This is a genomic window from Weissella thailandensis (genome assembly GCF_005405465.1).
GTDB lineage: Bacteria > Bacillota > Bacilli > Lactobacillales > Lactobacillaceae > Weissella > Weissella thailandensis.
Window position 1 is genome coordinate 48,018 of sequence record NZ_BJEC01000012.1, and the last position, 21,035, is coordinate 69,052.

General features: G+C 41.1%; 21 protein-coding genes. 20 read left to right on the forward strand and 1 reads right to left on the reverse strand.

Annotated features, from left to right (window positions below; translation table 11 throughout):
• Positions 1-22 precede the first annotated feature (22 nt).
• The 6 genes from dapD to FFM62_RS06620 are packed head-to-tail and all read left to right on the forward strand — an operon-like array spanning position 23 to position 5,860.
• Positions 23-733 (forward strand): 2,3,4,5-tetrahydropyridine-2,6-dicarboxylate N-acetyltransferase, encoded by a 711-nt coding sequence (gene dapD, locus FFM62_RS06595; RefSeq protein WP_115470883.1) that lies wholly within the window; start codon positions 23-25, stop codon positions 731-733.
• A 12-nt stretch (positions 734-745) separates the two neighbouring features.
• Complete coding sequence (locus FFM62_RS06600; protein ID WP_115470882.1) at positions 746-1,897, forward strand: N-acetyldiaminopimelate deacetylase; 1,152 nt, start codon at positions 746-748, stop codon at positions 1,895-1,897.
• A gap of 14 nt (positions 1,898-1,911) precedes the next feature.
• Positions 1,912-2,787, forward strand: a complete 876-nt coding sequence (gene dapA / locus FFM62_RS06605; RefSeq protein ID WP_115470881.1) for a 4-hydroxy-tetrahydrodipicolinate synthase — start codon at positions 1,912-1,914, stop codon at positions 2,785-2,787.
• Between the two features lie 4 nt (positions 2,788-2,791).
• A complete protein-coding gene (gene dapB / locus FFM62_RS06610) occupies positions 2,792-3,532 on the forward strand; it encodes a 4-hydroxy-tetrahydrodipicolinate reductase (RefSeq protein ID WP_115470880.1) in 741 nt (246 codons plus the stop codon).
• Between the two features lie 39 nt (positions 3,533-3,571).
• The gene (locus FFM62_RS06615; protein ID WP_115470879.1) at positions 3,572-4,753 is read left to right on the forward strand and encodes an aminotransferase class I/II-fold pyridoxal phosphate-dependent enzyme; all 1,182 of its coding nucleotides are present in this window, start codon (positions 3,572-3,574) and stop codon (positions 4,751-4,753) included.
• 36 nt (positions 4,754-4,789) lie between these two features.
• Positions 4,790-5,860: an aspartate-semialdehyde dehydrogenase gene (locus FFM62_RS06620; protein ID WP_165845894.1), complete on the forward strand. Its 1,071-nt coding sequence runs from the start codon at positions 4,790-4,792 to the stop codon at positions 5,858-5,860.
• 68 nt (positions 5,861-5,928) lie between these two features.
• Here FFM62_RS06620 and FFM62_RS06625 read toward each other — a convergent pair whose 3' ends face one another.
• Positions 5,929-6,666: a M15 family metallopeptidase gene (locus FFM62_RS06625; RefSeq protein WP_115470877.1), complete on the reverse strand. Its 738-nt coding sequence runs from the start codon at positions 6,664-6,666 to the stop codon at positions 5,929-5,931.
• Between the two features lie 235 nt (positions 6,667-6,901).
• On the opposite strand from FFM62_RS06625, the gene FFM62_RS06630 reads away from it, so the two are divergent.
• The 14 genes from FFM62_RS06630 to FFM62_RS06695 all read left to right on the forward strand — a co-directional run bounded on the left by FFM62_RS06630 (position 6,902) and on the right by FFM62_RS06695 (position 20,903).
• Positions 6,902-8,095 (forward strand): aminotransferase class I/II-fold pyridoxal phosphate-dependent enzyme, encoded by a 1,194-nt coding sequence (locus FFM62_RS06630; RefSeq protein ID WP_115470876.1) that lies wholly within the window; start codon positions 6,902-6,904, stop codon positions 8,093-8,095.
• Positions 8,096-8,207: 112 nt separating this feature from the next.
• A complete protein-coding gene (locus tag FFM62_RS06635; protein ID WP_115470875.1) occupies positions 8,208-8,825 on the forward strand; it encodes an ECF transporter S component in 618 nt (205 codons plus the stop codon).
• Between the two features lie 177 nt (positions 8,826-9,002).
• Positions 9,003-9,683: a VIT1/CCC1 transporter family protein gene (locus FFM62_RS06640; protein WP_115470874.1), complete on the forward strand. Its 681-nt coding sequence runs from the start codon at positions 9,003-9,005 to the stop codon at positions 9,681-9,683.
• Between the two features lie 4 nt (positions 9,684-9,687).
• Positions 9,688-10,365, forward strand: a complete 678-nt coding sequence (locus FFM62_RS06645) for a VIT1/CCC1 transporter family protein (RefSeq protein WP_115470873.1) — start codon at positions 9,688-9,690, stop codon at positions 10,363-10,365.
• A gap of 109 nt (positions 10,366-10,474) precedes the next feature.
• Positions 10,475-11,284: a shikimate dehydrogenase gene (gene aroE / locus FFM62_RS06650; RefSeq protein WP_115470872.1), complete on the forward strand. Its 810-nt coding sequence runs from the start codon at positions 10,475-10,477 to the stop codon at positions 11,282-11,284.
• A gap of 4 nt (positions 11,285-11,288) precedes the next feature.
• Entirely contained in the window at positions 11,289-12,269 is a 981-nt protein-coding gene (gene aroF / locus FFM62_RS06655; protein WP_115470871.1) for a 3-deoxy-7-phosphoheptulonate synthase, read from the forward strand.
• A 10-nt stretch (positions 12,270-12,279) separates the two neighbouring features.
• Positions 12,280-13,344 (forward strand): 3-dehydroquinate synthase, encoded by a 1,065-nt coding sequence (aroB, locus tag FFM62_RS06660; RefSeq protein WP_115470870.1) that lies wholly within the window; start codon positions 12,280-12,282, stop codon positions 13,342-13,344.
• A gap of 3 nt (positions 13,345-13,347) precedes the next feature.
• Complete coding sequence (gene aroC / locus FFM62_RS06665; RefSeq protein WP_115470869.1) at positions 13,348-14,526, forward strand: chorismate synthase; 1,179 nt, start codon at positions 13,348-13,350, stop codon at positions 14,524-14,526.
• A gap of 25 nt (positions 14,527-14,551) precedes the next feature.
• Positions 14,552-15,844 (forward strand): 3-phosphoshikimate 1-carboxyvinyltransferase, encoded by a 1,293-nt coding sequence (gene aroA, locus FFM62_RS06670; protein ID WP_115470868.1) that lies wholly within the window; start codon positions 14,552-14,554, stop codon positions 15,842-15,844.
• Position 15,845: 1 nt separating this feature from the next.
• The gene (locus tag FFM62_RS06675; protein WP_115470867.1) at positions 15,846-16,373 is read left to right on the forward strand and encodes a shikimate kinase; all 528 of its coding nucleotides are present in this window, start codon (positions 15,846-15,848) and stop codon (positions 16,371-16,373) included.
• On the forward strand, positions 16,348-17,079 hold the full coding sequence (gene aroD, locus FFM62_RS06680) for a type I 3-dehydroquinate dehydratase (RefSeq protein ID WP_115470866.1): 732 nt from the start codon (positions 16,348-16,350) through the stop codon (positions 17,077-17,079). The genes FFM62_RS06675 and aroD overlap by 26 nt, the downstream gene beginning before the upstream one ends.
• Positions 17,072-17,770 carry a hypothetical protein gene (locus FFM62_RS06685; protein WP_115470865.1) on the forward strand — a complete coding sequence of 233 codons (699 nt, stop codon included), beginning with the start codon at positions 17,072-17,074 and terminating at the stop codon, positions 17,768-17,770. The genes aroD and FFM62_RS06685 overlap by 8 nt, the downstream gene beginning before the upstream one ends.
• 344 nt (positions 17,771-18,114) lie before the next feature.
• Positions 18,115-19,722 carry a peptide ABC transporter substrate-binding protein gene (locus tag FFM62_RS06690; protein WP_115470864.1) on the forward strand — a complete coding sequence of 536 codons (1,608 nt, stop codon included), beginning with the start codon at positions 18,115-18,117 and terminating at the stop codon, positions 19,720-19,722.
• 17 nt (positions 19,723-19,739) lie between these two features.
• Positions 19,740-20,903: a metal-dependent hydrolase family protein gene (locus FFM62_RS06695; protein ID WP_115470863.1), complete on the forward strand. Its 1,164-nt coding sequence runs from the start codon at positions 19,740-19,742 to the stop codon at positions 20,901-20,903.
• Positions 20,904-21,035: the final 132 nt, after the last annotated feature.

A 21,035-nucleotide genomic window follows, 5' to 3' on the forward strand; every position in this document is an offset into this window, starting at 1 on the left:
CGCAAGTAGGAGACAAATCAAGATGAATAATTTAGATGCACAAGAAATTATCAATTACATTGCAACTGCCCCTAAAAAGACACCAGCAAGGGTAACTTTAGCGGGAGATTTAGCCGATATTGCATGGCCGACAACGGTACAGGCTTTTATTGAAACCAAAACTGGTACGGTAATTGGTGATTATCAAGATATCCAACCTGTCCTTGCCGCAGCAGCGGATCAAATATCGGATTACCATGTGGAATTATTGGCGCGAAATAGTGGTGTACCATTGTTGAACTATGAAAACGTTGCCGCCCGAATTGAGCCAGGTGCTATTATTCGTGATCAGGTAGCAATCGGTGAGAATGCCGTGGTGATGATGGGAGCGGTTATTAATATCGGTGCTGAAATTGGCGCTGGTACGATGATTGATATGGGCGCTGTTCTTGGTGGACGTGCAACTGTTGGTCAGCACAGTCATGTTGGTGCAGGAGCAGTGCTTGCGGGGGTCGTTGAACCAGCCGCAGCAACACCGGTGACGATTGGTGATAATGTATTGATTGGTGCCAATGCAGTGGTTATTGAAGGGGTTCAAGTTGGTGATAATGCGGTTATTGCAGCTGGTGCAATTGTTACCAAGGATGTACCAGCAAACACGGTAGTTGCTGGTGTGCCAGCTAAAGTGATCAAGGAAATTGATGAAAAGACTCAGGCAAAGACCGCACTAGTTGATGCCCTAAGATCACTATAAGTGGAGGTAGCTATGACGATTACAGATTTAAATTTAGTTGATATTCGTCGCCATTTACATGCACACCCAGAATTGTCATTGGATGAGTTCGAGACCCAGCGTTATTTAAAAAATATTGTGACGGCTTGGCAATCACCTTGGTTGACTATTCGAGAAATACCAGCGTTACCGACAGCTTTGTTGGTACGATTGACAGGTAAGCATCCTAAACGAACGATTGGCTATCGAGCAGATATTGATGCGCTACCTATTACAGAAGAAACTGGCTTACCTTTCTCTTCAGAGCGTGCCGGGGTCATGCATGCATGTGGACATGATATTCATATGACTGTTGCCCTGGGAGTTTTAGCTCATTTTGCTGAGCAACAACCGGAAGATAATATGGTCTTTTTGTTCCAACCAGCTGAAGAAGAACACGCTGGCGGTAAACAACTTTATGAATTAGGGACATTTGTTGATGAATGGCGACCAGATGAGTTTTACGCCTTACATGATCAACCTGCTATGCCAGCTGGGCAGATTGCTACTCGTCAAGGCACTTTATTTGCCGGTAGCACGGAAATTCACTTAACGATTAAAGGACAAGGTGGTCATGCAGCCTTTCCACAGCGATCACAGGATGTGATTGTTGCCGCAGCTGCTTTTGTCATGCAAGTTCAGACAATCGTCTCGCGTAACGTTGATCCAGTTCATGGTGGCGTGGTAACGATTGGTATGGTACAGGCTGGTAACATCGGTAATGTCATTCCAAATGAGGCAAAGTTAGCAGGGACGATTCGCGCGTTTGACCAGTCAGAATTAGAAATGATGCAGCAACGTGTCAGAGAAATTTCACAAGGGTTGGCGGCTGTGTATGGTGTCGAATTTGATTTACAATTAGAACAAGGTGGTTATTGGCCTGTTAATAATAACCCTGATATCACCCGTGAGTTTATTCAGTACATGGCAAATGATGATGAGATTGATTTTACAACTTGTGAACCAGCTATGACGGGAGAGGATTTTGGGTATATTATTAACCAAATCCCAGGAACGATGTTTTGGCTTGGAGTCGGCGATGTTGACCATAGTTTACATGACAGTCGATTAAGTCCGGATGAAACAGCGATTGAAACAGGCGTTAAGGCAATTATTAAGTATTTGTCTTGGCGGATGTCAGCATAGAAAGTGTGGATAAAATGTACGAAGATATTTCTTTAATTACAGCAATTATTACACCATTTACTAATGATAATACGATCGATTATCCAGCGTTAGATTCATTAACTGAACGATTGATTGCCGAAGGGACTCAAGGATTTGTTATTGGTGGTACGACCGGTGAGTCACCAACATTAACGCATGATGAAAAAATTTCGTTATATGCTTATTTTGCCGCGAAGGTTGGTGACCGTGGACCGGTCATTGCGAACGTCGGTGATAATAATACTGCCCATTCCGTTGCATTTGCCAAAGAAGTCAGCGAGATTTCGGGTGTTGATGAGGTGTTAGCAGTGACGCCATACTATAGTAAGCCTAATCAGAAGGGGATGATTGCACATTTCCAGGCTATTGCCGATGCATCCGATGTTCCTGTTATGATTTATAATATTCCTGGTCGTACCGTGGTTGGATTGAATAATGAGAGTGTTTTGGTATTGGCCGAACACCCTAATATCAATGCGGTTAAGCAAGTGACAAGTATTGATGACTTAGCTTATCTTGTTGATCATGCACCTGAAGGATTTAAAGTTTATACTGGTGAGGATTCACAGACACTAGCTGCTAAGGCAGTGGGTGCGGCCGGAACAATTTCAGTGGCTGCGCATTTATATAGTAAGGAAATGACCGATTTGTTCCAAGCACTTGCCGAAGGAGATGTTGCAAAAGCTGGTGCACAACAACGTTGGTTAACACCACGTATGTCGGCTTTGTTCAGCTATCCATCCCCAGCACCAGTAAAGGCGGTGCTTGCACATCAAGGTGAGGTCAAAAACGTGACTCGCTTGCCAATTCTGTCATTAGATAACGCAGAGACCGCAGATGTATTAGCCAAACTTGATCAGAAGGAATAATAATATGACAACCGTATTTTTAGCTGGTGGTTTCGGTAAAATGGGCCGTGCCATTCAGCAGATGATTCAAGATGCAGCTGATTTAGAATTAGTCGGTATATTATCAGGATCATCGCATGAAAGTGAATTACCTGTTTTTACATCATTGGCAGATATTGACGTGACCGCAGATGTTTGGGTTGACGTTACCCAACCAGAGGCTGCTTTTGCTAATGGACAGTATGCGCTAACGCATGGATTTCAACTAGTTGTTGGGACCAGCGGTCTGCAATCTGAACAAGTCACGACTCTAAAAACTTTAAGTGAAAAAGAACAGCAATCAGCCTTGATTGTGCCCAACTTTTCATTGTCGGGGGTTTTATTGATGCAATTTGCCGCCCAAGCAGCCAAGTATTTACCTGATGCAGAAATTTTGGAGATTCATAATCCTAAGAAAATTGATGCCCCCTCTGGGACAGCGCGTGCGACTGCGCAAGCAATTGCTAAGGCACGCCAACAATCCCCAGTGGCAATGAATACAGCGGACCCAGCACGGGGTGAGCAAATTGATGGTGTTGACGTTCATGCCATGCGGTTACCCGGGTATGTTGCTGAAGAAGAAGTTGTCTTTGGTGCACCAGGCGAAACTTTGCGTATAAAACAGACGTCATTTACTCGCGAGTCATTTATGGGTGGTGTCGGATTAGCTATCCGCCAGATTAACACCATTGAGGGATTACAAGTTGGGTTAGAAAAGGTATTATAGATATTAAAAAGTAGGCAAGGAGCCAAGGGGAGTTAAAAAATGGTTGAATTAAGTGCAGCGTTAGAAGGACAGTGCAACAAAGTATTAGCAGAGACAGTACCTTCGCCAATCCGTGTGGTCGATGACAAGTTTTCGCAAATTGATGGTATTTTGAAATTAACATTAGGTGAGCCTGATTTCGCAGCACCAGAACATATTAAACAAGCAATTATTCGTGATGTACAGGCGAACGATTCACATTATTCACCTTCACAAGGTATCATGCCATTGCGTGAAGCAATCTCAGATTACTTAGTTGAACGTTTTGATACACCAAGATATGATCCAGCTACTGAGATTAGCGTAACGGTGGGAGCTGCTGAAGCAATCAATGCGGCATTCCAAGCTTTGTTTAATCCTGGGGATGAATTGATTATTCCAACGCCAACTTTCCCATTATATGAGTCAGTTGCCCAAACGTCAGACTTTAAAGTGGTCGGTCTAAATACAGCTCCTGATTTCATTGTGACACCTGAAAAGTTAAAGCATGTTTTAGCTGAGCATCCAAATGCCAAAGCTATTTTGCTTAACTATCCATCAAATCCAACTGGGGTCACTTATTCTGAAGACGAATTAAAAGAATTAGTCGCTATTTTGCGGGAACATCAATTATTAGTAATTGCTGATGAAATTTATGCTGAATTGGTTTATGATGCCAAGCATACTTCAATGGCTCGTCTTTTGCCTGAGCAAACAGTATTGATTAGTGGGGTCTCAAAGTCACATGCGATGACTGGTTATCGCATTGGTTATGCTGTTGGACCAGCCAAACTAATGAAGCAGGTTGGTAAAGCACATCAATCAATGCTTGCTACTGCACCAGGTCCTATGATGGCCGGTGCTTTAGAAGCCTTGCGTAACGGCCGTGAAGATCCTGTCAAGATGCGTGCTGTTTATGAAGAGCGTCGTGATTTGGTTTTGAAGGGGTTGTCAGAAGTCGGCTTTACGGCGGCTCGACCTGGTGGGGCCTTCTACATTTTTGCGAAGATTCCAGAATTTTTGAATATTAACGATGTTGAATTTGTTTATGACTTGGCAGATGCTGTCAAATTGGGGGTTGCACCTGGTTCAATTTTCGGTGCTGGTGGTAAAGGTTATATTCGTATTTCTTACGCTGCATCAACCGAAGATTTGGAATCGGCTATTACCCGTTTAAAGCACTATGTTGATTTAAAAAAATAAATTTATAACTAGTGAAATGGGGGAGAAAATCAGATGATGAATGAAACAGGTTACGATGTAGCTATTTTGGGAGCTACTGGTGCCGTTGGTACCCGAATCTTAGCGCAGTTAGAACAGTCAACGATTCCAGTTAAATCACTGAAATTGCTAGCGTCTGTCCGCTCAGCTGGACAGACCCGTCAATTTAGAGGACAGGATATTGTTGTTGAAGAAGCAACGCCAGACTCATTTGACGGTGTTGATTTGGTATTAGCATCTGCTGGTGGTAGTTTAGCAGGTAAATTATTGCCAGAAGCTGTTAAGCGTGGGGCTGTGGCAGTTGATAATTCGTCACGCTGGCGTATGGACCCTAACGTACCACTTGTGGTACCAGAGGTTAATCCGGAGGCCTTGGCAAGCCATCAAGGGATTATCGCTAATCCTAATTGTTCAACGATTCAAATGGTTGTTGCCTTGGAGCCATTACGTAAAGCTTACGGCTTGAATCAGGTGATTGTGTCGACTTATCAAGCTGCTTCAGGTGCTGGTCAACGTGCATGGGATGAGTTATTGCATCAAGCACAACAACACTTAGATGGAGAGACTGAAACGGCTGAAATTTTGCCAACCAAGGGAGACAAAAAGCATTTCCCATTGGTCTTTAACTTATTGCCACAAATCGATGTTTTCCAAGATGATGGCTATTCTTTTGAAGAACAAAAGATGATGCAAGAAACTAAGAAAATCTTGTTTGGTGATCCCAAGTCAAGTGAGGTAAAAGTTACAGCAACTGCTGTGCGGGTACCAGTGCCAATTGGTCACGGTGAATCAGTGTATGTTTCTGTAGCTGATGAATCAGCAACACGAGAGGATGTCCAACATATCTTAGCTAGTGCACCAGGGGTAATCCTAGAAGATGATCCAGCTAACCAAGTATATCCACAACCAATCAATGCGGTTGGTAAGCGTGAGACATTTGTTGGTCGTGTTCGTGCTGACAATGAAAATCCTGGTAGCTTTAACCTATGGGTCGTGTCGGATAACTTATTAAAAGGTGCCGCATGGAATACTGTGCAAATTGCTGAAGAATTAGTTAAGCGCGATTTGATTCATAGTCAGGCTAAATAAAATACTAAAAAAGGTGTGACAAAACAGTTTCAAAACGTTTTGTCACACCTTTTTATTACTTTTAATTGTTAATAAGCTTCAACCCATGGGAATTCAGGTTTTGTGGCACCGTAAATGGCAAAGCCTTTGTCAGTCAGACTAGCCCAGTTTTGATTACCATAGTCAAAGTGCCACCATTCTTCACTGTAGTTCGTGAAGCCAACTTGGGTCATGACATGGTATAACAAGCGTCGATTTCCGCGTACAGCATCGTATTTCGGATCAGTCTCTTCTGTTTCGTAATAGGTCGTTTTTGCTCGTTGACTGATATCATCAAATGGACTGCCCATATCTAACAAGCGACCATCTTCATCAACAATTGATAAATCGATCGATCCACCTGTGTTATGGGGGGATGGCTTCGTTGCATCGGTTGATGGTAAGGCAACGATACGAAGTGCTGCTTGCTCGATTTCTGTTTCAGAATAATCAGGATGCTCCTGCTTTACAAAGCGTTTCATTTGATCAAATAAAGCTTGCTGCGTTGGAATGCTGCGCCATGTATCAAAAATCACAAATTTATAACCATAGGGCAGCTTGCGAGTCGCTGCAATGAGCTTTTCTTGAACGCCAGCACGTGTATATAAATCAGGATAGCTGCCTGGCAGATTTTGAATAAAATATTGCGGACTAACGACCATCTTTTCTGGTAAATAGCTTAAAGAAACGAGCGGCTCGTTATTCTCCCGAATAGGAACCTTACGAATGGGAGACCAGTCCCAGTTTGTAACTGGTGTTTCAATTGGCGTGTCAGTAAAATCTAACATCTAATGCCTCCTTGGTAATTAAATAATTAAAAAATTATGTCAATTTATTAGTATGTCTTAGCCCTATTCTACCATGAATTCTGTCTAATGAAACCGCTTTATGGTTGTTAAAAAACGCACAAATAGTGTAAAATAAAAGCATTCTTTTTACAGGAGTAAATACTTTCCTGAAAATCGGATTCTATACTATAATGATATTCAATTAAAAAATAAAAAGAAATGTGAGTGAATTAAAATGACCAAAAATGAATTTGTACAACCACTTAATCCAAAGGTCACAAGCTTAGCTGCTGATGGCCTTATCGGCTTTCAAAAAAAGGTTCGCGATATTCCTGATTTGTTACGTTTAACATTCGGTGAACCTGGTTTCAACGTAGATGATGCCATTAAAGACGCTGTTATTTCATCAGTTGCCAACAATAATTCACATTATAGTGATGCCCAGGGGGAACGTGATCTGCGTCAAGCAGCCGTAAAATATTATGCATTTCGCTATGATTTACCTTTCGAGAGTGAAGACAATGTCATTGTAACAGTCGGTGCTTCAGAGGCAATCAACGTTATTTTTATGACATTATTGAATGAAAATGAAGGATTGATTATTCCTGAGCCCGCGTACACACCATATACAGCATCGTTAGATTTGGCGCATGGTACAAAAATCACTATTAATACCCGGCCAACAGACTTTAAATTAACACCAGAGTTGGTGGCAGATGCCGTAGAGCAAGCCAATGTACCAGTAAAGGCCATTTTATTTAATTACCCATCAAATCCAACTGGAGTCACATATACTCGGGATGAGTTACAAGCCTTGGCGGATGTGTTTAAACGTTATCACTTATGGGTAATTTCTGACGAGATTTATGCACAATTGACATATGATCAAGAGCATGTGTCATTAAGTAGCCTATTACCTGAGCAATCGATTTTGATGACCGGACTATCAAAGTCACATGCCATGACTGGTTATCGCATTGGGTTCATTATTGCTGATCAATCATTTATTGATGAAGCACAAAAGGTGCACCAAGCATTGACGTTCGCCTTACCAAAATTTATTCAGGATGGTGCTACAGTTGCCTTAACGACGGCTGCTGATGTTGCTGATGATATGCGTGATACTTACAAGCGTCGTCGTGATTGGTTAGTACCACATTTAGAAGAATTTGGTTTTGAAGTTGTTAACCCAGAGGGAGCCTTTTATATTTTTGCTAAGATTCCTGATGATATGGGGCATGATAGCGATGCTTTTGCTTTGGACTTAGCTGAGAATGGTCATGTTGCGATGATTCCCGGATCAGCCTTTTCTGGATACACGCCGGAGTATGTGCGTATTTCATACGCTGCTTCAGACGAAGATTTGCAAGAAGCGGTGCGTCGCATGACAGCTTTCTTCGCTGCCAAAAGGGCCAATGTTAACGCCTAAAAAATTTACATAGTGGTTTCAAAACATCGTTTGTCGCATCCATTTTTTGGTATATAATAAACAATGCAGCTTAGAGTGTTTAATAACTTTATGATAAATTTGGAGGAACGCGATGCAAACGCGTGTAAACAAAAGTCGACATTTAGTCTTAACAGCGCTGTTTATAGCGGTTATCTTACTACAATCAATCGTGCCATGGCTTGGCACATTGCCTTTAGGTGCTTTTGCGGTCGGTGCAGCGGTGACTATTATTACTTATACGGTTGCTATTGGTGCGATGGTTCTTGGGCCTAAAACAGGGGCTTTATTAGGTTTTGTTTGGGGTGCCTATTCTTTATGGCATGCATGGGCTAGTGTCCCAAGCATTGGCGCCTTGATTTTCCGTAATCCCATCACAGCATTGGTACCAAGGATTATGGTTGGATTATTGACTGGTTATTTATATCAAAAATTTGTGCAACAATATGAGTTAAAAAAGCAGGGGCCTGGCTTAGCTATCTTAGGTAGTTTGTCAGCTGTTATTAATACAACGTTGGTCTTATTAATAACATGGCTCAGTTTTACTGTGATGGATACTTCTTTTACCGGTATTCCAAACACTAATTTAGCGCAGTGGTTGATCGTTTCGATTGCTGGTTTTAATGGGATTTTTGAAATTATCGCAGGGGCCATTTTAGTACCACTGATTGGCTTACCAATCATGACCTATTTTAAAAATCGTCTGGCGTAGTATGCAGACCAAACAATTAAATCGACGTATTAACCGGGTTTATTTAATCAGGTAACGACAGCGAGTAACAACACTCATGAACGTTACCTGTTTTTTTACGGCTATTTTTTGAAATTTTATCGTAACAAAAACTTTTTATTTTTATCTGGTGTATAATAAGAAAAGAGGAGAAAGCATATGACGATAGGTAAAGATTTGGCACAAAGGAATAATATTATTCGGGCTGCTGTTATGGGAGCTAATGATGGTATTTTATCCGTATCAGGTATTGTTATCGGTGTTGCGGGGGCAACAACAAATTCTTTTGCAATTTTTATTGCTGGTTTTGCCGGTGCACTGGCCGGTACAGTTTCGATGGCGATGGGTGAATATGTTTCAGTGCATTCAGAAAATGATGCGCAAATCAAGGCCGTGGCAACTCAGAAAGCAGCATTGACAAACCATTATGAACAAGAATTTGACTTTGTGAAAAAGCAATATATGGCACAAGGTATATCAGCAGATTTGGCGCAAACGGCCACGTCAGAATTGATGGCCCGTGATCCATTAGAAACGACGATTCGTGAACGGTATGGCTTTACGCAGCATCATGAAATATCTGCTTTAGCAGCAGCCTTAGCATCAATGATTTCATTTCCATTAGGTTCATTGTTACCGATGCTAGCAATTACATTATTACCAGTTCATTTACGTATTCCTGCAACAGCGCTTGCTGTGTTGATTGCCTTAGCAATTACTGGTTTTTCAGCTGCTCATTTATCAGGAGCAAATGAATATAAGGCAACTGGCCGTAATGTTATCGCAGGTATTTTTACAATGATTGTGACATATTTTGTCGGAACATTAATAGGAGCGTGAAATTATGCAGGACTCACAAACAACGATGTCTGAAAAATTGAACACGATTCGTGCAGGTGTATTAGGATCAAATGATGGCATTTTGACAGTTGTTGGTGTTCTTTTTTCAGTAGGTGCAGCGACAACTAATCAGTTTACAATTTTAATAGCTGGATTAGCAGATTTAATGGCGTGTGCCTTGTCAATGTCATCTGGTGAGTATGCCTCAGTTAGCTCACAAGCGGATGCAGAAAAGGTTGTGGTCGCGCTTGAGCAGGATCGAATTCAGGTTAATCCTAATAGTGTGCAACAAGATATTTATAACTTTTACCATGAACAAGGACTAAGTGAAACAACTGCAGACAAAATTGCTAATGAATTAATGCGTAAAAACCCGCTGGCAACAATTTTGAAGGTAAAATATGATGTTTCATTGGGCCATTATGTTGGTCCTTGGTCTGCAGCATTTTCTTCCTTATTCTGTGCAGCTTTGGGTGGCTTTTTACCATTAATTGCCATGTATATGGCGCCAGTTAAGTGGCAATTCTTAGCCACAATTGGCGCAACGGTCATTGCGGTTGCTTTGACAGGCTTATTAAGTGCGCGGTTGGGAAATGGTTTCCCAAAGCGTGCAATTATTAGAAATATAATTATTGGGATAATTACAATTACTATTCACTATGGTATTGGAAAGCTCTTTTGATTTTAGTACACTAAACAGAGAGAAGAGTTTAGCAATATCATGTCACTCGAGAGGCTGTACTTTTCGGTCTCTTTTTTATTGCTAAAAATATATATTCCTGGAGATAATAATGACAGATCATTACGGGCTAATTGGTTATCCGGTACAACAATCCAAATCACCAATTATGCAAAATGAAGCCTTTCGGTTGTCTAATGTTGATGCTGACTATCAGTTATTTGCTATTGAGCCAGAAAATTTAGGGGAAAAATTTCATGAATTGGTTACCAGTGGTATACGTGGTCTGAATGTCACGATGCCTTTTAAGCAAGCAATTATTCCTTATATAGATGAAATGTCTGCGTTATCGAAAAAATTAGGAGTGGTTAACACGATTACTGTGCAAGATGGCCAGGTATTTGGTGACATTACGGACGGCATTGGCTTTTGGGCAACAATTCAACAGGTACCAAAGCATGTTGTTGTTTTAGGCACTGGTGGTGCGGCACGCGCCATTATTGCCAGTGCACCTAGTGAAAGTCAGTTACATGTCTTTAATCGCATGACGCCAGAATTTGATAAGAAAGCAGCCATGTTAGCACCATTATTGGATGAACCATTACATAATATTGCCTATGTGGATCAGTTTTTATTAGAAGCAGATTTGATTATTAATGCAACAAATGTGGGGATGCAAAATAATCAATCGCTTCTTTCACCAAGACAATTTGCCATTACGCCAAACCATGCGCAAGTTGTTGATATTATTTATAAGTTGACTGATACACCATTTGTAGCAGCTGCCAAACAGGCCAATCGACAAGCAACCGATGGTCTCGCCATGTTAGTAGGGCAAGGTGCATTGAGTTTTGAAAGATGGACAGGCATCCAACCTGATCAAAACGCAATGTTGACAGCGATTTTAAGAGAAGGAAGATAATAAAATGATTGTTATCATGGCAGATGAGTCTGCAGCACAAAAAGCTTTAGCGGAGGCCAAGGCTAATCATATAGAGCATGTTTATGCCTCTGAAAATCGTGTTGGTTTTGCTGGTTTAAAGGACATTGACGATGTTCCATTTATTAATGAGCAGCAAGTCGTAGATGTTATTACGGATCATCCGGGAGCAATGCAAGTTAGCCGGGCCTTTCATCCAACTGATACGGTGATTCAGACACCTCATTCAACAATTGGTGGTCAGAACTTTAGTTTAATTGCTGGACCGGATGCTATTGAATCTGCCGAACATGTTTTAGCGATGGGTCAAGCTGCCAAGGCAGCTGGCGCAACGATTTTACGTGGGGGATCTTATAAACCACGTACGAGCCCATATAGTTTTCAAGGACTTGGTGAACAAGGACTTATTTGGCATCGTGCAGCGGCAGATGCTTTAGGTATGGACATGATGACAGAAATCATGAGCCCTGCGGATGTTGATTTAGTTGGTAAATACACAGATATTTTCCAAATCGGCACACGTAACATGCAAAATTTTTCCTTACTAAAAGCTGTCGGTCGTCAAAATAAACCAGTGTTGTTAAAGCGCGGTATGAGTGCGACAGTTGATGAGTTTTTAAGTGCAGCAGAGTATATTGCATCTGAAGGGAATCGACAAATCATTTTGATGGAGCGGGGTATTCGTAGTTTTGATCAAAAATATTTACGGAATACAATGGATGTTAGTGTGATCCCGGTCTTGCAAAAGTTGACTCATTTACCTGTTTTGGCCGATCCATCACATGCTGCTGGGGTTTCTGAACATGTGACGCCAATTGGATTAGCTGCGGTTGCGGCTGGTGCGCAAGGGCTAATGCTTGAAATTCATGATCAACCAGCAAAGGCCTGGGTGGATGGCAAACAAGCATTGACGCCTGATCAGATGACGAATTTATTTGCAAAAGCAAATGCTATTCATGAACTATGAGGTGAATAATATGGTGACAGTTTCTGTTCCTGATAAAACTTATCAAGTGCAAGTTTTAGACGGTTTGCGCCATGAAATTGGTAAAAAAATTCGACAAGTATGGTCACCACGACAGATATTAGTGATTACTGATAAAAATGTGGCTGATCTGTATTTATCTGATACAGTGGTACAACTGCAATCAGCAGGTTACCACGTTGCCACGCTGGTACTGCCAGCAGGTGAACGTTCAAAGTCATTGGCAAGTCTTGAAAAAGCCATTTCTTGTTTAGCTGAACATCAATTCACTCGTGCGGATGGTGTAATTGCTTTAGGTGGTGGGGTAGTTGGTGATTTAGCAGGTTTAACAGCCGCCACATATATGCGTGGTATTGCATTCATTCAAATTGCAACATCGCTAACCGCCCAAGTTGATTCAAGTGTGGGTGGTAAAACAGCCATCAATTTAGGTCAGACAAAGAATATTATGGGAACATTTTACCAACCTGATTTGGTATTGATTGATCCAACCTATCTTAAGACGCTAGCCATTCGTGATTTAGTTGAAGGCTACGCTGAAGTGATTAAATGTAGTGCCTTAGCAGGTGGCGATTTTTGGCAATTGACTGGTACGATTCGGACGGTTAATGATATTTTGACTAGATCATCCGATCTGATTACCCAATCTGTACAATATAAAGCTGATATTGTAATGCAAGATGAACGTGAAGCAGGAATTCGCAAGTATCTTAATTTTGGGCATACGATTGGCCATGCGATAGAATTACTGGCTGAAGGTGGCCTCAGGCATGGAGAAGCAGTGGCAATTGGTATGATAGCAATCACAGAACGTTTTGTGGCTGAAAACATTAGTTCGTCTGAATTTTTACAGGCGTTAAATCGGCGCTTACAGCTAGTTGGTTTGCCGGTGGATTCCGCTTTGATTCGCCAGCCAGCGACAATTGAACAGTTGGCGCACGATAAAAAGAACCTTTCAGGTGTCTTACAGCTAGTCGCAGTTAAAGAACCTGGTCAACCAGCAATTATCAAAAAGTCATTGGCAGAGATGACAGAATTTATTGAAGGAGCATCTTAACCTATGCGATATATGACAGCAGGAGAAAGTCATGGTCCAGAAGAGGTTGCCATTATTGAAGGCATTCCGGCGGGCCTGACAATTACAACAAATGATATTAATGAACAACTGGCTCGGCGCCAACATGGTTATGGGCGTGGTCAACGTCAAGTTATTGAAACAGATACCGTAACGATTATGTCTGGTGTCCGTCACCAAGTCACTTTAGGATCACCCATTGCTTTAAATGTTCATAATGATGATCACAATCATTGGTCAAAAATTATGGACCCAAATATCCCCGCGACTGTTGAGAATAGTATGCGTAAAGTCATGCGACCAAGACCGGGTCACGCCGATTTAGTTGGTGGCATGAAATATCGTCATCAGCATGATTTGCGAAATGTCCTAGAACGTTCATCGGCTCGTGAGACAGTGATGCGTGTGGCTGTGGGCGCAGTTGCTAAAAAACTATTGGCAGCGCTCGATATTGATGTTCATGGTTTTGTGACGAATATCGGTCCCGCTAGTTCGGATTTGACACAACTAACGCAATATAAAACCTTAGCGGAATTACGTGCGGTCACTGAAAGTTTGCCAACACGTGCATTGACTGCTGCGGATGATGAAGCAATGCGTGAAGTGATTGATCAAACAAAACGCAATCGAGATACTGTTGGTGGTACGGTGCAAGTCATGGCCACTGGTGTACCAGCTGGGTTAGGATCGTATGTATCAGCAGATGAAAAATTAGATGCGAAGATTGCCCGTGCAATGGTGGGCATTAATGCCTTTAAAGGTGTTGAATTCGGTGGTGGTTTTGCGAATGCGACAAAATATGGTAGTGAACTGATGGATGAAATCTATTGGTCAGCTGAGCGTGGCTTTTATCGTGGCGCTAACCATCTGGGTGGCTTTGAAGGCGGTATGACAACTGGTGAAATGATTGTTGTCCGTGGTCTTGTTAAGCCGATTCCAACACTATACCAACCAATGCAGAGTGTTGATATCGACACTCATGAAGATCACCGTGCATCAACAGAAAGATCAGATACGACGGCAGTAACAGCAGCAGCAGTTATTGCTGAGGCTATGGTGGCAATTGAACTTGCAAAAGCCATCCTAGATAAATTTGATACTGATAGTTTGTCACGTTTACAAGAACAAGTGGCAGCTTATCGTGAAGAAATCAAACATTTTTAATTGGAAAAGAATTGTAGGTTAAATAATGGGCAAGATTAAGTTACAAACAGCGGGGAAAAAACTGCGGGGAACTTTAACGATGCCTGGTGATAAAAGTATTTCACATCGAGCAGTTATGTTGGGAAGTATTGCGTCAGGTGATACGCGGGTACAACATCTTTTGGATTCCGAAGATGTTCGTCGTACAGTGACGGCAATGTCAAATTTAGGGGTGACATTTAGTACTGACAATCATGATTTAATTATTCATGGCAGGTCATTGAATGAACTCGTTGAGCCAAGTCAAATGTTAGATATGGGAAATTCAGGAACGACGGCCCGTTTATTAATGGGGTTATTAGCGAATCAACCATTTGCGGTAACATTTCGTGGTGACAAAAGTTTATCAAAACGACCATTTGCGCGGGTCATTAAACCATTGATCGCCATGGGCGTCAGTTTTGTGACAAAGAATGACCATTTACCAGTCACTAAACTTGGTACACACGAACTGGCAGGCCTCGTTTATGAATTGCCAGTGGCGTCTGCCCAAGTAAAAAGTGCCATTATCTTAGCGGCACTGCAAGCAAAAACGCCAACGACAATTATTGAGCCAATTGCGACTCGTGACCATACTGAACGAATGTTAGCAGCATTTGGCGTACATTTGGTGCGCGAGGACCATCAAATTAAAATTACACCACAGACGCATTTAACTGCGACCACTATTCGCGTCCCTGGCGATATTTCGTCAGCCGCTTTTTGGATTGTGGCTGGTGTGCTGGTTCCGAAAAGTGCGCTTACTCTCAAACAGGTTGGAATTAACCCAACTCGTACAGGTATCATGAAAATTTTGCAACGAATGGGTGCTAAATTTACATTTGATAATGAGTCAGCTGATGGAGAACCAATGGCTGATATCCAAGTGCAATCGCAATCATTACATGGCACAACGATTACAGCAGTTGACGTCCCAGCTATGATTGATGAAATGCCACTAGTTGTGCTCGCTGCGACACAAGCACAAGGCGATACAGTTATCTCGGGTGCTAGTGAATTACATGTGAAAGAAAGTGATCGGATTGCCACTGTCACTACCCAGTTAAATAAATTAGGAGCTGATATTGAGCCTAGAGAAGATGGCTTTTATATTCATGGTGGGACACCATTACAAGTTAAGCAACCAACAATCATCGATTCTTGTGGTGACCACCGCGTGGGGATGATGTTGACCATTGCGGCCTTAATAACAACAGGGGATGTATCACTTGCCAATGCAGAAGCAGTGAATATTTCGTATCCCAACTTTTTTAGTGATTTAAGTGAGGTCATAGATTAATATGAAAGTGATTTTAATTGGCTTCATGGGAGCTGGTAAAACAACAGTTGGACAATTACTGGCTGAAAAAACGACGTTGCCATTTTTTGATACAGATCAACTGATTGTCACACAGACTGGTCAGACACCTGGAGAAATTTTTGCAATTGTTGGTGAATTAGGTTTTCGACAGTTAGAACAAACTATCCTGCAAGAAAATCTGACAAAATCTGGGATTATGGCTACCGGTGGTGGCATTATTGAATTAGAGCAAAATCGACAACTGTTAAAAAGTAGTCCAGTACCAGTTATTTACTTATCTGGCTCCTTTGGTCAAACAGTCGAAAGGTTGGTAAAAGATAATACACGGCCAATCGTCCGTAATAAATCTTTATTGGAACTGGCTGAACTTTGGGAGCAACGTCTCAAAAAGTATTCAAGTATTGCAACAGAGGTTATTTATACTGATAACAAGACTGCTGACCAGGTTGCTGAAGAAGTATTGCAATATATGAGAGCTTTTAATGATGAAACGACTGAAAATAGGTAATGCGAGTGCAACTGAACAACGACCACTTGTCGCTGTACCCATGGTTGATGAGACGATGGCAGATGTGAGACAGACGGCACGGATGCTCAGCCAAACGGCTGCCGACGTCGTCGAATGGCGGGTTGATTACTTATCAGATTTCTGTGAGTTAACGGTTAGTAATATTCGTCAGGTTCATGAGATACTTAATAAACCCTTGTTATTTACTTGGCGAACTGCCAGTGAAGGGGGACAATTAAACTATCATCATGATAGCTACCAAATGGTTTATCAACGGGCGCTAAAAGCAGGCGTTGATGCCATTGATATTGAGGTTGCGCTACTAGCAGATCAACAAGCACTTTTGAAACTAGTGCCTGAAAATGTTAAAGTTATCGGTTCTAAGCATAACTTTGACGCAACCCCTAATCATTTAGTTAGTCTTTTAATGGAGATGACCAGGCTACCTATTGATGTTGTAAAGTTAGCGGTCATGCCAAAAGTAGCAATGGATGTTGACCGCGTATTGCAGGCGACTGCGATTGTTGCTGCAGACAGTGATTTACCGCTGATTACGATGTCGATGGGGGCGTTGGGAATGAAATCACGCGAGGTTGGCTATCAGTATGGGTCACAGTTAACTTTTGCAAGTGGGAAAGCAGCATCAGCACCAGGCCAAATGACACTCGCAACACTATTACATAAATGGGGAGAATCAGATGTATAATAGTCACTTTTTTTCAGATGATAGACAAGCTGTCCTCAATGAAATACCGGGTACCATGGGGTATACTTTGATTACATTTCATGCAGAGGGCGATGATATTCAGTTAAATCAGGCGAAATTACGACTTGACTGGCGCGCACCGGATATTTTTCGACAACACTTAGCACAAGAATTACAGCATAATGAACAGTTTGATCGGATTGGCTATGTGACGCGTGTTGAAATGTTGCTTGGTCAGGCTATGTTGGACTATAATGGTCGCTTTACTTTAGATACAACCGCACTAAAAAGTACTATTCAAAAGCAAACGCAAGAACCAATGCAATTAACAGCAGTTGCTGCAGATATGATTTTACCAATTGGTTTCACTGATTTGCGTCATGTTGTCCATTTAACAAAGTGGGTTCACGAAAATCATGTGGTCTATCATTTAGTGGCTGGATTACCAGCGCTAGAAAAGAAGGTTGATAATTTACGGAATTCAGCTGTGTTTAAAAATAAGGGTCCCGTATTAATTCACGAAACGGAAATTGATTCACAAGCATTGCTGTTGTTTTTACAAAATTTAATTCAAGATTATTTTGGTGTCGAAGTTGCGAAACTTCATTTGACACAGGCAGCATTCGGCCAGGCTGACCCAACAAAACAGTCGGCAGGGAACCGAGTATTGATTGCAAATTTTGAAAATTAAAAACCAGCCAAACAGTTTTTTAATCTTATTTTAATTTAACGGTTGCTTTTTCTCATACTAGCGTTATAATTAAATAAATTCTAGTAAGACATGTAAGGAGAAAACATCATGTTATTAATAAATTCACAAATTAATCAAGTTGTATTCTCAGCAACTATTTCATGGTGGTGGCCAACGAGATAGTTGGCTATTTGTTGTGGGCTAGCTATCAGTTAAGTATTAACGATAGCTAGCCGCTAGAAATTAACCTGTCAATTTTAAAAGACAACGGCTAGTTAGCACATAATGTGCTGATTGGCCGTTTTTTATTTGTTGAGTTAATTATTATTTAATGGAGAATTGCTATGAGAATAAAGAAATTATCATTCATATTGTCAGTGGGGATGACGACGGCAACTATTGCAAGTTTGTCACAGGAAAGAGTAGCTTTTGCGGATCAAGTAATCAATTGGACAGAATCGGCAGCTTTGACGACGATGAGTCCATCGCAGGCTAATGATTCTACTGGTTCGGAAATAGTCACTCAAACTGGGCAAGGGTTATATCGATATGGTAAAAATAATCAACCGCAATTAGCTGATGCCAAGTCGGTTGATATTTCAAAAGACGGTCGTGAATATGTGTTTCATTTAAAAGATGATCTAAAGTGGTCTAATCACGAAAAAGTGACGGCAAATGATTATGTCTTTGGTATGCAACAGACTGTTGATCCGAAAAATAAGTCTAATGGCGCTACCTTAGCTAATAATATTAAGAACGCGACAGCAGTAACAAACGGTGAGAAAGCAGCTGATGATCTTGGTGTTAAAGCACTTGATAGTCAGACATTGAAAATCACTTTGAATAATCCTGATCCTGCTTTTAAAAGTATTCTGACTGGCACAGCATTTTATCCGCAGCCTAAAAAATTTGTTACGAAGGTGGGTAAGGCATATGGTACATCCTCAGATAAAACATTATCGAATGGGCCATTTATACTAAAAAATTGGCATGGTTCGGATAAATCGTATCAGTTGGTAAAAAATAGTCAATATGAAGATAAGAAAAATGTTGCCACAAATAAAATTAATATCCAGACCGTGACCGATAATACGACTGGTTATAATTTATATAAAGCTGGGAAATCTGACTATACACCATTAACTGCTGATCAAGTTCGAGCGAATGAAAATAACCGCGCATACCATAGTATTAAAAATGGTCGGACTGACTTTTTGGGATTAAATATGAAAAATAAATATTTACAAAATAAAGACGTGCGAGTTGCCATCAAGCAAGCTATTAATACAAAAGGGCTGACAAATAAGGTGCTTAAGGGTATTCAACGTAGCGGGAATGCCTTTACGCCTGAGAATACAATTAAGAATCCAGATAATCAGCGTGACTTTAGTAAAGAGGCTAACAGTAAAAAATATGCCTTTAATAAAAAAGACGCTAAGAAAAGTTTAGCTGCGAGTGAGACGAAGAAAATAAAGCTAACTTTACTAGCCGATAACGATGATCAGAGTAAGATTGAAGCACAATATGTGCAAAATCAGTTACAAAAGAATTTACCTGGTGTTGAATTAACGGTTAAATTTCAACCGAAGGCTGCGCGAGTTAAAGCACAATTATCACATGATTTTGACATTGTCTTAACTTCATGGGGTGGTGAATATGCAGATCCAATGAGTTTTCTTAATATGGTTCAAAGTGATAGTGGTATCAATATTGCACAATTTAATGATAAAGAATATGATGCAGCGCTCGCACGGGCTAATGGCAATGATGTTAATAAGCCATCTAAACGGTACCAGGATTTACTACAAGCTGAACAACGAATTCATAGTGAACTGCCAGTTGTTACTTTAGGACATCAGTCGACACCATCATTGGTTCGACCAAATGTTAAAGGATTGTTAGTGAATACTTATGGCGCAACGTTTGACTTTAAAGAAGCTTACAAGAAATAAATAGGGGAATATCAGTAATGACACAAGTAAAATTTATTAATGGCGCAATTTTTATCGCAGGTGAATTTAAAACAGCAGCTTTTACGGTTGATACAGACTCAGGCTATTTTATAGATAATGATGATGATGCTCGAGTTGTTGATTTATCAGGTAAGTTTATCATTCCGGGATTAATTAATGCGCATACACATATTTCAGATTTAACAACTAGTGATAAAAAGCAACTGGCAAACATTACCAATGAGACGGAACTGGCCATTTATGCAACGAAACATTTACGTGAATTTTTATCAGATGGTGTAACGACAATCAGAGAGGTTGGCGCAGCAAATAACATTGATATTAAATTAGCGAAATTGATTAAACAACATGTGATTGCTGGTCCAAATATTATCGCTAGTGGGGCTGCACTGACGATTACCGGTGGTCATGGGGCAGGGGCTATTGGTAAGGAAGTAGATGGTGCTGATGAGGTCCGCAAAGCAACGCGTCAATTGATTAAAGAGGGTGCTAAAAACATCAAGTTGATGGCAACTGGTGGTGTTACGAGTAATGATCAAGAAGTACCTGGTAATGTCCAATTCAGTGTTACTGAGTTAGCAACAGCTGTCGAAGAAGCGCATAATTATGGCATACCAGTAGCTGCTCATGCGCAAGGTAATCAAGGAATAAAAAATGCAATCAAGGCAGGTGTAGATTCAATCGAGCATGCGATTTATTTGGATGATGAGGCGATTGATATGTTACTACAAACCGGTACGCCAATTGTGCCAACGCTTTCTGCGCCAGATGCTATCCATGATCATAAAAAAGACATCATTGCATGGATGTATGACAAAAATGAGGATGTCTTGCTAGCTCATCGTCAGAGTATCGCAAAGGCCATTGAGGCAGGGGTTGAAATCGTTATGGGTACTGATGCGGGGACACCATTCAATAACTTTAGTGATGGTTCAACGAAGGAGCTTGAAAAAATGACAGCGCTCGGCTTAACGCCCCAAGATGCTATTCTGGCAGCAACTCGCAATGCCGCGAAAGTGTTAAGAATTGATGACCATGTTGGGGAAATAGCGCCTGATTTTATGGCTGATTTTATTGTTTTGAATGAAGATCCATTAGCAAATATAAAGGCTCTACAAGGTCCGAAGTCCGTTTATAAGTCTGGAAAATTAATTAATTAATAACATGAAAAAGGTTGGAACAAAAAAATGTTCTGAACTGAACCCCGTAAGTTGGAGTAATTTCCAAAACTTACGGGGTTTTACTATGTTTTCAAAAGAAGTACAAATTGAAGCAGTCACGATGTACCTACA